At 65.3% G+C, this 12356-nt stretch carries 12 protein-coding genes and 1 tRNA gene; 7 read left to right on the forward strand and 6 right to left on the reverse strand.

The genetic code is table 11. The features are described 5' to 3' along the window. Positions 1 to 258 precede the first annotated feature (258 nt). The 5 genes from AC2VOG_RS19410 to AC2VOG_RS19430 all read left to right on the forward strand — a co-directional run bounded on the left by AC2VOG_RS19410 (position 259) and on the right by AC2VOG_RS19430 (position 5514). A tRNA-Leu gene (locus tag AC2VOG_RS19410) sits at positions 259 to 332 on the forward strand. 599 nt (positions 333 to 931) lie between these two features. Then, positions 932 to 1975, forward strand: a complete 1044-nt coding sequence (locus AC2VOG_RS19415; RefSeq protein ID WP_486941456.1) for a YncE family protein — start codon at positions 932 to 934, stop codon at positions 1973 to 1975. A gap of 101 nt (positions 1976 to 2076) precedes the next feature. Beyond that, complete coding sequence (locus AC2VOG_RS19420) at positions 2077 to 3708, forward strand: long-chain fatty acid--CoA ligase (RefSeq protein ID WP_486941457.1); 1632 nt, start codon at positions 2077 to 2079, stop codon at positions 3706 to 3708. Positions 3709 to 3790: 82 nt separating this feature from the next. Further along, complete coding sequence (locus AC2VOG_RS19425) at positions 3791 to 4660, forward strand: class II glutamine amidotransferase (protein WP_486941465.1); 870 nt, start codon at positions 3791 to 3793, stop codon at positions 4658 to 4660. After that, positions 4657 to 5514, forward strand: a complete 858-nt coding sequence (locus AC2VOG_RS19430; protein WP_486941458.1) for a patatin-like phospholipase family protein — start codon at positions 4657 to 4659, stop codon at positions 5512 to 5514. The genes AC2VOG_RS19425 and AC2VOG_RS19430 overlap by 4 nt, the downstream gene beginning before the upstream one ends. On the opposite strand, the gene AC2VOG_RS19435 is transcribed toward AC2VOG_RS19430, so the two are convergent. From AC2VOG_RS19435 to lpqV, 3 genes are all read right to left on the reverse strand, one after another. Further along, positions 5507 to 6514 carry a patatin-like phospholipase family protein gene (locus AC2VOG_RS19435; RefSeq protein WP_486941466.1) on the reverse strand — a complete coding sequence of 336 codons (1008 nt, stop codon included), beginning with the start codon at positions 6512 to 6514 and terminating at the stop codon, positions 5507 to 5509. The two genes, AC2VOG_RS19430 and AC2VOG_RS19435, sit on opposite strands and share 8 nt — an antisense overlap. 75 nt (positions 6515 to 6589) lie before the next feature. Then, positions 6590 to 7273: a class I SAM-dependent methyltransferase gene (locus AC2VOG_RS19440; RefSeq protein WP_486941459.1), complete on the reverse strand. Its 684-nt coding sequence runs from the start codon at positions 7271 to 7273 to the stop codon at positions 6590 to 6592. A 318-nt stretch (positions 7274 to 7591) separates the two neighbouring features. After that, a complete protein-coding gene (gene lpqV / locus AC2VOG_RS19445; protein WP_486941467.1) occupies positions 7592 to 8011 on the reverse strand; it encodes a lipoprotein LpqV in 420 nt (139 codons plus the stop codon). A 121-nt stretch (positions 8012 to 8132) separates the two neighbouring features. Here lpqV and AC2VOG_RS19450 point away from each other — a divergent pair, with 121 nt between their 5' ends. Continuing rightward, positions 8133 to 8720, forward strand: a complete 588-nt coding sequence (locus tag AC2VOG_RS19450; RefSeq protein WP_486941460.1) for a cysteine dioxygenase — start codon at positions 8133 to 8135, stop codon at positions 8718 to 8720. After that, positions 8717 to 9136: a rhodanese-like domain-containing protein gene (locus AC2VOG_RS19455; protein ID WP_486941461.1), complete on the forward strand. Its 420-nt coding sequence runs from the start codon at positions 8717 to 8719 to the stop codon at positions 9134 to 9136. Before AC2VOG_RS19450 ends, AC2VOG_RS19455 begins: the two co-directional genes overlap by 4 nt. A gap of 16 nt (positions 9137 to 9152) precedes the next feature. Here AC2VOG_RS19455 and AC2VOG_RS19460 read toward each other — a convergent pair whose 3' ends face one another. From AC2VOG_RS19460 to AC2VOG_RS19470, 3 genes are all read right to left on the reverse strand, one after another. After that, the gene (locus AC2VOG_RS19460; RefSeq protein ID WP_486941462.1) at positions 9153 to 10814 is read right to left on the reverse strand and encodes an alpha/beta hydrolase; all 1662 of its coding nucleotides are present in this window, start codon (positions 10812 to 10814) and stop codon (positions 9153 to 9155) included. Between the two features lie 9 nt (positions 10815 to 10823). Next, positions 10824 to 11597, reverse strand: coding sequence for an enoyl-CoA hydratase (locus tag AC2VOG_RS19465; RefSeq protein WP_486941463.1), 774 nt, complete (start codon positions 11595 to 11597; stop codon positions 10824 to 10826). Between the two features lie 10 nt (positions 11598 to 11607). Next, positions 11608 to 12356: 3-hydroxyisobutyryl-CoA hydrolase (locus AC2VOG_RS19470; protein ID WP_486941464.1), on the reverse strand; the 749-nt coding region annotated here is incomplete at its 5' end.

Here is a 12356-nt window from a genome sequence, read left to right on the forward strand (position 1 = left end):
CTACTGGCAAAATGTGCCGACCCGCTGCGAAGCGGTCACGAGTGCCAAATGGCATGCGTGCGAATCCGTCTGAATTCATGGCACGACTATTACCCAGCCTGGGCAGAGAGGCCTACCTGGTTGACCGCTTATTAACGCAAGCGGCGTTTACTTAACACCTCGTTGACGTAGTTTTCGAGTCCGTAACATGCTTCCTGCATCACCCCAGGCAACAGGTGCCCGACCCGGATCGCCGTCGACACGCTAAATTCCTCGCTGGCCCCCATAGCCCAATTGGCAGAGGCAGCGGACTTAAAATCCGCACAGTGTCGGTTCGAGTCCGACTGGGGGCACGGCCGCGACAGCGGTGTGACGGCCGCCACAACCGTGATGTTCTGTGCGGCAGCGTTGGTCGTCGCTCAACGAGCAATCTGGGGACCCGGTGCGCATCGCCGCCGTTCGTCCCGGCGCTGACCGCGGCGCGCCTAGCGCGCCGACAACTCCGGGGATGATCGGCCGCCTCGGGCGGACCGGCGAAAAGGCGGCCCGCAGGCGTGTCAACGCGTTGTGATGTTGGACTCTTCTACAAAGAACTCTAAGGAATCCCGTCGAGCCGCCATTCTGTATTGGATCAATTTCGGTGTGGAAAAGCCGGGCTGGCCTGGCACAACCATGTGCCCCGTTTGTGCTGCGAGACCGCTTGCGGCACATTGTGAATATTACTTAAGGATGGCCTGAGTTACCGGAGTGACGTAGGCGACAATCGATGAAATGGCGCTGGGGCTGGGCATTTTCAGCTACTACACTCGGTGGGAGTCGGCGCGGCACTGCGCGCGAAAACTGGGACTCTGGGCCTGCGGTCTGTGGAAGCATCCGACCGCCCGAAGCGTTTGAGAACCCAGATGTCTAATGTCCGCCCACCACGGACCAACACGTAGAGGCTGGTGCCATTGTGAGCGATATAGTCCCTGAACTGCATGAGGCAGCGGGTTTCACCGCTGTCCGTGAGATCGCCATCGGCCGCGGCGCCGTTGCCGGGATCGCGGTCAGCGCCGATGGTGCCCTGTTGACGGTGACACATAACGGCGACGACAGCGTCTCGCTGATCGACACCACCATCGGGGTGGTCAGGCTGACGGTCACTGACGTCGACGAACCGTTCGCGGTCGCGATGTCCGGTCGGTGCGCCTACGTCAGCAGCGTAACGGCGGCCAACGACGAGATTCTGGCCCTCGACACCGACTCCGAGTGCATTGTGGCGTCCTACCCTGTCGCGTTCAGCATCACCGACCTCGCGGTCAGCCCGGACGGGCGCTACGTCTACGCCGGCCGGACCGGCGCCGACGGTTCCGAGGTCGTGATTCTCGATACCGCGACCGGCCGCGCGACATCTGTCAACATCGCGGCAGCGACCGTCGGCCGCGTGCGGGTGAGCCCGGATGGCCGCCGGCTCTACGTCGCGGCCAACGGCGCGTCCACGGCCGAGTTGGTGGTGATCGATACCCGGCGCAAGCGGGTCACCGCAGCCGTTGACATCGACTCGCCGATCCGCGATATCGCACTCAGCCCGGACGGCGCCGTCGCCTACGTGGCCAGCTGCGGTCCGGACTTCGGCGCGGTGCTCGACGTGGTTGACACCCGGAATGCGGCAATCAACGCCACCTACAAGGTTGGCGATGCCGTACACACGCTCGCCCAGCTGACGCTGAGCCGTAACGGCGAGCGGGCCTATCTGGTCGGCGACGAATACGTGACTGTGCTGTCCACGTCGGCCCATGACGTGCTCGGCCGCATCACCGTCGGCGATCGGCCGTCCTGCGTGGTCGAGAGCCCCGACGGCGAGCGGCTTTACATCGCCGGCTACGCCGGCACGGTCACGGTGTTGGAGATCGCCGCCGACGCGCCGGACCATTTGCTGACGTCGGACGACCACTGGGTCGACGCCGGGGAATGGCTACTGCCCTATCTGCAGACGCTGGAGCCCACCCCGGCCTAGATGGCCGCAGCGCCGATCGCGCGTGGAATGATCTCGCTGAGGGCTGGCGCCTGGCGGGCCGGCCCCGGTTATCCTCCGGCGAAACCAAGGGCGGTCCAGCGATGTACAGCACCGTGCACGACTTCCCTCTGACGATTACCACCATCTTGCAGCACGCCTGCACCGTCCACGGCGCCCGGAAGGTCACCACCGCCAGCGACACCGGCTACCGGTCGAGCACTTACGCCGAAATCGGTACGCAAGCGGCGCAGTTGGCGAACGCACTACGGCGCCTCGGAGTCACCGGCGATCAGCGTGTCGCCACCTTCATGTGGAACAACGCCGAACATCTGACGGCGTATCTGGCGGTGCCGGCGATGGGCGCCGTGCTGCATACCCTCAACATCCGGCTGTTCCCCGAGCAGATCGTCTACGTCGCGAACGAGGCCGAAGACCAGATAGTGCTGGTCGACATGTCGCTGGTCCCACAGCTTGCGCCGATACTGGCCGACCTCGAGACCGTGCACACGGTGATCGCGGTCGGCGATGGCGACGTTTCCGAACTGGAAAAGTCGGGTAAGACCGTTCTTCGATACGCCGAGGTGGTGACCGGCGAATCGACCGAATTCGACTGGCCTGAACTCGACGAAAGCTCCGCAGCGGCAATGTGTTACACCAGCGGGACGACCGGAAATCCTAAAGGCGTTGTCTACAGCCATCGTTCGAACTATCTGCACACCATGGCGATCTGCACGACCAATGCCATCGGCCTGGGCTCCAGCGACTCGGTGTTGCCGATCGTGCCGATGTTTCACGCCAATGCCTGGGGTTTGCCGTACGGGGCATTGATGGCCGGCGCGGACCTGGTGCTGCCCGACCGGCACCTGGACGCCACGTCGCTGGTCGACCTGATCGGAAAGCTGCGGCCCACCGTCGCCGGCGCGGTGCCGACCATCTGGAACGACGTCATGCACTACCTGGAGAACAATCCCGGCCACGATGTGTCGTCGTTGCGTATGGTGGCCTGCGGCGGCTCGGCAGTCCCGGTGTCGCTGATGCGCACGTTCGAAGAACGGCACGGCGTTCAGATCCGCCAGCTGTGGGGCATGACGGAAACCTCGCCGACCGCGACCATGGCCTGGCCGCCGCCGGGCACCCCGGACGATCAGCACTGGACCTACCGTGCGAGCCAGGGCCAACCGATCTGCGGTGTGCAGGTGCGGATTGTCGACGACGACGGTCAGACGCTGCCCCACGACAACCAGGCCGTCGGCGAGGTCGAGGTCCGCGGCCCTTGGATAACCAGCTCCTACTACCGCGGCCATGACGAGGCCAAGTTCGACAACGGCTGGCTGCGTACCGGCGACGTTGGTCGCGTCGACGAGCGTGGCTTCATCACGCTGACCGACCGATCCAAAGATGTGATCAAGTCCGGCGGCGAGTGGATTTCGTCGGTCGAGCTGGAAAACGCACTGATCGGGCATCCGGATGTGGTCGAAGCCGCCGTCGTCGCCGTCCCCGACGAGCGCTGGCAAGAACGGCCGCTGGCCGTCGTCGTTGCCCGGGAAGGATCCGACGTCAAACCCGACGAGCTGCGAAAATTCTTGGCAGACAAAGTCGTTCGCTGGTGGTTACCCGAGCGATGGACGTTTGTCGACGAAATTCCCCGCACCAGTGTGGGCAAGTACGACAAGAAAGCCATTCGCTCCCGCTACGCCGACAACCTGTACGAGATCAGCGAAGCGCGAGACTGAGGGGAGTGCAAGATATGGGCGCGTGCACAGGGCAACGAGGTCGGTCGGTGTCGCGATCAACGTCATCGTCAGGTATCTGCTGATGTGCCGGCTCTTCGGACTTCACGCCGGCACAAACGCTGTCACCGCGACGTTTTGGTTGCTCGAAGCTCCAGACAGCCTCGCTCGGCAGAGCCGACGAAACCCCGACGGCAGCGGGATCGGGGTCTTCGACGGTCAAGGCCATCCGCAGGTGGACAAGGAGCCGATCGCAGCGTGGCAGGACGCCGCCTTCGCCACCGAAGCGCGCGATATGACCGGTACGACGTTCGTCGCACACGTTCGCTACGCCACCACCGGATCGCACGAGACCGTCAACACCCACCCGTTTCTGCAAGACAACCGCATCTTCGCGCACAACGGCGTTTTGGAGGGTCTCGACATCCTTGATGATCGGCTCCGTGAATTGGGCGCTGCCGACTTGGTTTTGGGTCAGACTGATTCCGAGCGGGTGTTCGCGTTGATCACCGCGTCGATCCGGACCCACGGCGGCGACGTCACCGCGGGTCTCGTGGACGCGATGAAATGGCTGGCGGCCAATGTGCCGATCTACGCGGTCAACATCCTGCTCAGTACGGCCACCGACCTGTGGGCGCTGCGTTACCCGGAATCGCACGAGTTGTATGTTTCGGATCGTCGTCAACCTTCGCCACAGAGTCGATTTAATTTGCGCACCAATCGGATTCGTACGGAATCGGAGCACCTGCGTAACCGCCCTTCGGTGGTTTTCGCGACCGAGTCGATGGATGACGCCGCGAGCTGGCGACTTCTCGAGCCCGGTGAACTGGTCCATGTCGACGCCGGCCTGGGAATCAGCCGCGATCTGGTGTTGCCGGATCCGCCGCGACACCTGCTGAGGTCTGAGGAGCTGAGCCCCGACGCTCAGGCGTCGCTGCACCCGACTGTTCGATGACTGCTCGCGCGCTGGTCCTCGGCGGGGGCGGCGTCGCCGGAATTGCCTGGCAGACCGGAATTCTGTTGGGTATCGCCGATGAGTCGCCGCGGGCGGCGCGGGCCTTGCTGGACTCCGACATGCTGCTCGGCACATCGGCCGGCTCGGCCGTCGTCGCGCAGATCGGCGGCGGCTCGAGCTTGGCGGAACTGTTCGACATGCAAATCGCCGAGTCATCGGCCGAAATCGACCCGGGCGTCGGGATCGACAACATCGCCGAGCTTTTCCTGGCCGCAATGTCGGATCCGGACGCCACCCTGACTGAACGACGGCAGCGGATCGGTGCGGTGGCCCTGGCCGCCGACACCGTCACAGAGGCGGTCCGGCGCGAGGTGATAGCGCAGCGGCTGCCCTCGCACGCCTGGCCCGACCGGCCGCTCCAGGTCGCCGCCATCGACGCCGTGAGCGGCGAATTGGTGTCGTTCGACCGTGATTCCGGCGTCGATCTGGTCGATGCAGTAGCCGCCAGCTGCGCGGTACCCGGAGCGTGGCCACCGGTGTCGATCGCGGACCGGCGATACATCGACGGTGGGATTGGCAGCACGATTAACCTGAGCCTCATTGAAGGTTGCTCTACGGCAGTGGTTTTGGTTCCCGGCCGAGTCGAGGCGCCATCGGCTTTCGGTGCCGGGCCGGCCGCCGAGGTCGACGGCTTCGTTGGTGCGGCGCTTGCGGTGTTCGCCGACGACGAGTCGCTGGCAGCATTCGGACCCAATCCGTTGGATCCTCGCTGCCGTCCGGCGAGTGCGCAAGCCGGGCGCAGACAGGGCCGGAAGGAGGCGGCAGCGGTTTCGGCGTTTCTGAATGTCAGGTAATCCGGCGGCTCGGATCGACGGTGTCCAGCGCCGACGCCGCCAGTGAGCGGCCGATCTCGATCACCTCTGCAGCCCGGTGGAATTCGAGGCTGCGACAGGCAGATCGAGGCACCTCGATAAGTAGATCGGGAGGGTAGGCGGCCAGCGTGTGGCGGGCCAGGGCCGCCTGCGCGATGTCGATGGTCCGGTTCATCACCTCGAAGCTGCCCAGTTTGGGTACCTCGGGTTCGTCGGCCGGGTAATCCGAAGCCGGATCGTCGTCGGGATCGGCGTCCTCGGGGCTCGATGCGCTGAACCGGCCCAACACGTTTCGCGCCGTCGGCGAGTCGAACAGCGCCGAGGTGCTGCTCAGGACGCGGTTCAGCCACTCACCTGAGGATCTCGGTTCGGGTTCGGGTTCGTCGCCGGTCTCACTGCCGGACAAGCTGACGGCGATGGTCAGATCGGCGTTGACAGCCGCGATCGGAGCCATCGGCAGCGGATCGAGGATTCCGCCGTCGGCCAGCAGGCGCCCACCGACGGCATACGGCGATATGACGCCCGGAATCGCGATGGATGCCCGGATGGCCTCGTCGAGCGGCCCCCGCTGCAACCAGACCGACTTACCGGCCAACAGGTCGGTGGCCACGGCGGTGTAGGGGATCGGCAGTTCCTCGATGGTGACTGCGCCCAAGATGTCGCGCACCGCGTCCAGGATCTTTTCCGCCCGCAGCACACCGGCGGCCGTGAGCGTCGGATCGAGCAGTCGCAGGATGGCGCGTTGGGTCAAGGCGCATGCCCACTCGGCGAATTCGTCCAGTCGGCCGGCCGCCTGCAACCCGCCGACCAGTGCGCCCATCGACGAGCCCGCCACTCCGACGATCTGATAGCCGCGGTTGTGCAATTCGTCGATCACCCCGATGTGGGCGTACCCCCGGGCCCCGCCGCTGCCGAGCGCCAGCGAAACCCGGGGCCCCGGCGAAACCCGGGGGTGTGAACCGTCGAGAAGCCCGGATCCCATCTCGGGCGTGCGCGCTGAGTCGGTCATGGGCTCATTGTTCCTGCGCCGCAGGAAGGCGACGCTGGCGGGCGTCGATCAGCCTTTGTGGGCGCTGACCAACCACGACGGCAGTTGCGCGCGGCCGTCAGATCCGATGATCACGTTGCGGTATTCGAAGCCGTCGGGAAGCGTCGTCGGAACGTTGACCCACGCCCGGGCGGGCCGGACCTCGTCGACGACAAGGTGTCTGCCGACGATCTCGCGCAGCGCTGCCTCGGTGAACGGCCGCGGGCCGAAGTCGGCGCCCGGGGGGAAGGCGTCGGTGGAGAAAACCAGAGCAAAAAATGTCCCGCCGGGCCGCAACGCTCGTGTGCTCGATTCGACGTAGCCGTTGCGAAGCTGCTCCGGCAGGCAGTGAAACACCAAGCCGTCGATGACGGTGCGAAAATAGTTGTCATAGCCGGTCGTATTCGCCAGGTCCGCGGTGTTGAAGGTGACCTGCAGATTGCGCTCGACAGCGGCGCGCTCGGCTTGGTCGATGGCGCTGGCACAGATATCCAGACCGACCGCGTCGTATCCCTTTTCGGCAAGTGCCAGTGTCGTGGCTCCCGCTCCGCAACCCGAGTCGAGAACGGGGCTTTGAATGCGCCCTTGGCGCTCCAGAGCTGCGAGCTCGGGCTGTAACTGGCCGATGTTCCAGCCGGGATTTCCAGGTGCGTAGGAGGCGTTCCCATTGTAGAGCTCGTCCCAGTCGACGGTGTTGACGTTAAATGTTGGCATGCCTCGAAGCTAAATAACTGCGGGTAACGCGTGCAACCGACGCGGGCTAATTTAACGAGTTCTATACGGCGATGCTTCTTACATTTTTTCGACCCTGGAATAGCCGCGCCGCATTATGCACCCTATCTTTGCTATAACCCTGGAAGTTTCCCGCTAAAACGCCGAATCTGGGATAAATATAAAAATTGATGTGTGAATAGAGTTTTCCAGAGTAATCGATCGCTGAAGAATCGCCGAGAGTTTGCCAGGGGGCGGGGCCGCCACCGCCGTTGGTGGACTTTTGAACAGCGTGATTCAATCTCGCCGCCAGGCCGCAGATCAACCGCACTCGTCTGCGGCGGCAGCCCGTGCTGCCACGATCACCGCGGCCTGCCGCGGTGGGCTCAGTCGATGCCACTCGACGCTCCAGGTGCCGGGCCCGGCTACACCGGGCACCTGGACGGCCGCGAGGTAGCGCTCGAAGCGTGTCTGGGGATCGCCCGGCCTGCCCTGCATCCATATCTTCGCAGCGTGGCAGGCCTGAAAATACTCTTCCTCGGTCGACTGGGCGGGCGCGTCGACGCGCGTGGTGACCCCGCTGGGCGCGACGCCGACTCGTGCGGATGGCGATGGATGGGACGCGGCCGGCGGGGTCGGCGCGGGCGGGGTTTTGTGGACCACCGACGAGCACCCAGCCGTTGCCCACACCACGGTCAGCAGCACCGCTGCACCCGGTATCGGGCGATGGGATCGGCGCAACCACACCCGGTCAATCTATGCAACACTGGCGGCCGTGATGCAGCGAATCCGTATTTGGGAGTGTTGTCGGCCCTGACCTGCCGCCGCCCTCGTATACGTCCGCTCACCCTGGAGTTCCTGCATGGTTTCCTCAAACGTCGTTGCTGCCCCCGCTCGACCCCGTCGCTCGCCGCTGCCGGCCGTCCCTGGCCCTACCCGGCTGCGGCTGGCCGACCTGTTGCACATCACCGACCAGACCGCCGAACAGGTGCTCAGCGGCCACTACGATCACGTCGTTCCGGCAGCCGGTGTCCCGACCGACGACCGGTGGTTCGCCCGACTGTACGGCGACGACGAGGTTGACGTCTGGCTGATCAGCTGGGTTCCCGGCCATCACACCGAGCTGCACGACCACGGCGGATCCCTCGGCGCGTTGACGTTGTTATCCGGGTCGCTGGACGAATTCCGTTGGGATGGTGGTCAATTGCGCCGTCGGCGGTTGGCTGCCGGCGACCAGGCCGCCTTTCCGCTGGGCTGGGTGCACGACGTGGCGTGGGCGCCGACCGGTTCGCGCCCCTCGGTGACGGCGCGGTCCGGCTCGCCGGAGCCGTCGCTGAGCGTGCACGCTTACTCTCCGCCGTTGACTGTGATGTCCTACTACGAGGTGGCAGACCAGAAACGTCTGCGGCGCAAGCGAACTGAGTTGACCGAGCAACCGGAGAAAGCATGAGCCGTATCGATCAGGTGCTGGAGTCGGCACGAATGCGGTTGCGCCGTTTGGCCGCCGAAGAGGTGCCGGCTGCGCTGCGCCGGGGCGCGCTGCTCGTCGACATCCGGCCACAGGCCCAGCGGGCCCGAGAAGGCGAGGTGCCGGCGAGCCTGAACCCGCTCGTCATCGAGCGAAATGTGCTGGAATGGCGCTGCGATCCGACTAGCGCGGCTCGTCTCCCTCAGGCCGTGGGCGATGAGGTGGAGTGGGTGGTGTTGTGTTCAGAGGGTTACACCTCGAGCCTCGCTGCGGCAGCACTGCAGGATCTCGGGCTGCACCGCGCGACCGACGTTATCGGCGGCTACCACGCGCTGGCTGCCGCCGGTATCTTCGGCCGCGTTGGCGAAAACGGCTGGCAAGGCGATCAACTGACTTGAGACGCAAAACCTGCCGTTAGGAGCCGCTCGCGTGTAACAGCGGTCGCAGCTTGGTGGTTTTCTGCGGTGTCCACCCCGGCGGCTGCAGCACTGCCGCCCAGCCGTTGGCCACATCGGCGACGTAGACGTGACCATGGCCCTGCGGCACCTCGGTGGCGACCGCCATATCCGCCGATACCTGCAAGAACGTCACCACCGGGATCCACGTCGTCTCGGGAAGCACGTCGTAGCCCCGCTGTTCGCGAAGCCAGTCCGGCTCGCTGAACAGCAGGCCGGGATGCCACCACGCGATCGGATCGGACGCGTGCTGCAGATAGACCACCCGCGGTGTATTCCATTGGGTGTCTGGCCGATTCAGATCAGCCGGGCGCGCCGCGAAGCGAACGAAGCGGCCGTGGTCGTAGATCGGCAGCCACTGCGGGGAGCCGCGGTCACGGGTCGCGGTCAGGTCGGTCCAGATGGTGTTGTTGAACGTCGGTCCGGAGAACAGTGCGCCGTCGGTGCGGGCCAACACGTTGTTGAGGCTCATGAACGGCGCCTCGCCGCCGAACGAGCCCAGGCTCTCCCCGAAGACAACGATTTTGGGGCGCTGTGCCTCCGGTAGCTCTCGGAGGAGCCGGTCGACGGCCTCGAACAGCGCCTGGCCTGCGTGCCGCGCGTTCTCCTTGTCCACGAGGAATGAGAGCCAGCTGGGCAGGTACGAATACTGCATGCTGACGATCGCGGTGTTGCCGTTGTACATGTACTCCAGCGCGTCTGCCTCGGCCTCGTTGATCCAGCCGGTGCCGGTAGTGGTGCCGACTGCGATGACAGCGCGATGCAGTCCCCCCGCGCGCTGCAATTCGCGCGCGGCCAGCTGCGCGGCGGCGGTGATTCCGTCGGCGGAATCCAAACCGGCGTAGGCCCGAATTGGCTCGACCGCAGGGGCGTTGTTGAACGCGGTGAGTTGCGCGACGCTGGGTCCGCCCCGGACGAAGATGCGGCCCTGGCGTCCCAGCGACTCCCAGGACACCATCGACTGTGGCCCGCCGGATCGCAACGGCGTGCGCGGTGCGACGGACTCGGGATCCATTTCGTCGTTGACCGTCGCGAATGTGTTGTTCATCGTGCGCATGGCGAACTTCACCACCACGCCGTTGAGCGCCGCGGTGGTCAGGATCAGGAGCAGCGAGACCACGATGACGGCGGAAACGCGCGGTGGCGCGAAGCGATCGAGTCGCAGGTCGAGAAAGTGGATCAGCCGCCGGATGAGTTGGCCGGTTTCGACGACACCGAACAGCACAACCAGCGACAGCGCGGACGTCAACGGGTAGTCGAGCCAGCTCAGGTGTTTGACCCCCATCAGGTCGCGCACCCGGTCTTGCCAGACATGGAACCAGATCACCATCGCGACCATGCCTACCGCCCCGACACCGATCAACACCCGCCACGCGACTCGCGGCGCCGGGGGAGTGGAGTCCTTCGATTGCATGAAGCGGACCAGCCACACCGCGAAAACTCCGATGCCGTAACCGGTTGCGCCGGCGATGCCACTGACCAAACCCTGAAACAGCGGGCCGCGCGGCAACAGCGAGGGCGTCATCGACAACCAAATGAACGCCAACCCCGTGGCGGTGCCGGTGAACGTGTAATGCCGAGACCACCACGCTTTCTTACGCGGCGGCACCGACCGGGTCACTACATGTCCTCAGCGGTGGGTGAAGTTCGGTGGCCGCTTTTCGACGAACGCGGCCATCCCCTCGGCTTGGTCTTCGGTCGCGAAGGCCGAATGGAACAGCCGACGTTCGTAGAGCAGTCCCTCGGTCAGTGTCGTCTCGAACGCGCGGTTGACGGCTTCCTTGGCCATCCGGGACGCCGATCGCGACATCTGCGAAATGGTGGTGGCGACGGCCTTGGCTTCGGTGAGCAGGTCGGCGGCGGGCACTACCCGCGACACCAGGCCGCTGCGTTCGGCCTCCTCGGCGTTCATGGTGCGCCCGGTCAGGATCAGGTCCATCGCCTTCGCTTTGCCGACGGCCCGGGTCAGCCGTTGGGAACCGCCCATGCCCGGCAGCACGCCCAGCTTGATCTCCGGTTGACCGAACTTGGCGGTGTCGGCGGCGATCAGCACGTCACACATCATCGCGAGTTCGCAGCCACCGCCGAGCGCGTAGCCGGCCACCGCGGCGATGGTCGGCGTGCGCACCGCGGCGAGCTTGGCCCAGGGCGCGAAGAAGTCGGCGTCGAACACCTCGGAGAACGTCAGGCTGGACATCTCTTTGATGTCGGCGCCCGCGGCGAACGCCTTCTCCGAACCGGTGATGATGATCGCTCCGATGCCCGGATCGTTGTCGAATTCGACTGCCGCCGTAGTGACTTCGTCCATCACCTGGCTGTTGAGCGCATTGAGCGCCGTCGGGCGGTTCAGCGTGATGATGCCGACCCGCTCGTCACGCTCGACCAGGATCGTTTCGTGAGTCATCGCTGCCTTTCTAGAATTCCAGCTCGTCGTCGACGGGTGCGAAATATGCCTCGACGTCGGCCGCGCTCACCTGCGTCAGCGACGCCGGTGACCACTTCGGGTTGCGGTCTTTATCGACCAGTTGGGCGCGGATACCCTCCACCAGATCGTGCGAGCGCAGCGAGGCCGACGACACCCGATAGTCCTGAGCCAGAACATCTTCCAGTGTGTCGAGCGTAGCTGCGCGTCGGATCGCTGCCAGCGTCACCGACAGCGCGATCGGGGAGCGGGTCGCGATCAGGTCCGCTGCGTCGTTGGCGGGCCCGGCGGCATGCCCCCGCAGCGCGGCGACGATGTCGGCGACAGTGTCGCCGGCGTAGCACTCATCGATCCAGTCGCGTTGCGCGGCAAGGTTGCTCGGTGGCGGTTGGACGGCGTAGGTCGCGATCGCCTGGTCGACGCCGACTTCGCTGACGGATCGGCGAAGCGCATCGAGGTGCTCATGCGGCACGAAGTGGTCGGCAAAGCCCAGCGCGATCGCGTCGGCCCCGGAGAACGGCGCCCCGGTCAGTGCGGCATGCAGGCCCAGCGAGCCCGGCGCGCGGGAAAGCAGGTACGCCCCACCGACATCAGGGATGAAGCCGATGCCCACCTCGGGCATCGCCACCTTCGACGTGTCGGTGACCACCCGGGTGTTGGCATGCGCACCGACACCGACGCCGCCGCCCATCACGATCCCGTCCATCAGCGATAAGTAGGGCTTCGGGAACCGGCCGATCA

Source organism: Mycobacterium sp. TH-M11 (genome assembly GCF_057473725.1).